This window comes from Streptomyces sp. S3(2020) (assembly GCF_013044505.1).
Classification (GTDB): domain Bacteria; phylum Actinomycetota; class Actinomycetes; order Streptomycetales; family Streptomycetaceae; genus Streptomyces.
In genome coordinates this window covers 1-532 of the sequence record NZ_JABERD010000567.1, presented here as the reverse complement: position 1 = coordinate 532, position 532 = coordinate 1, and the positions used below count along the sequence as shown (strand labels likewise).

General features: G+C 74.4%; 1 protein-coding gene. It reads left to right on the top strand.

Going from position 1 to position 532, the window contains the following annotated elements:
* Positions 1-415 (top strand): hypothetical protein (locus HLK59_RS50365; RefSeq protein ID WP_171148376.1); only part of this gene is annotated, 415 nt, incomplete at its 5' end.
* Between the last annotated feature and the right edge of the window lie 117 nt (positions 416-532).

Sequence of the window (532 nt, the reverse complement as noted above, 5' to 3'; positions counted from 1 at the left end):
GTCCCCGACCCGGCGCACCCCCGACTCCCGAGCCGTCGTCCTCGCCGCCGCCGACCCGGCGAACGCGTACGGCGCGGCCCTCCCCTGGCCGGAACCCCCGACCGGCGCCGGCCACAAGGCGGGCCGTAAGGCGGGGTCCCTGGTGGTCCTGGTCGACGGTGAGCTGACGCTCTACATGGAGCGCGGCGGCAAGACCCTGCTGGCCTGGCCAGAGGAACCGGACGGCAAGGCGACCGACGACCCCCGCCTCCAGGCAGCCGCCGAAGCCCTCGCAGCAGCGGCCCGCGCAGGCTCCCTCGGCACGGTCACGATGGAACGCATCAACGGCACCCCGGCTCTGACGTCCCCCATCGGCACCCTCCTCGAATCAACAGGCTTCATCGCCACCCCACGGGGCCTACGCCTACGGGCCTGACCCGCCCGGATGCCCCCTGCTGGCCGCCCGGACCCGCCCAGGGGCGCGGGGCTGTATCAATGTGCGGCTCCGCCGCGTGGGTGCGACAAGCCACCGACGACCCGCACTCGCCACAAG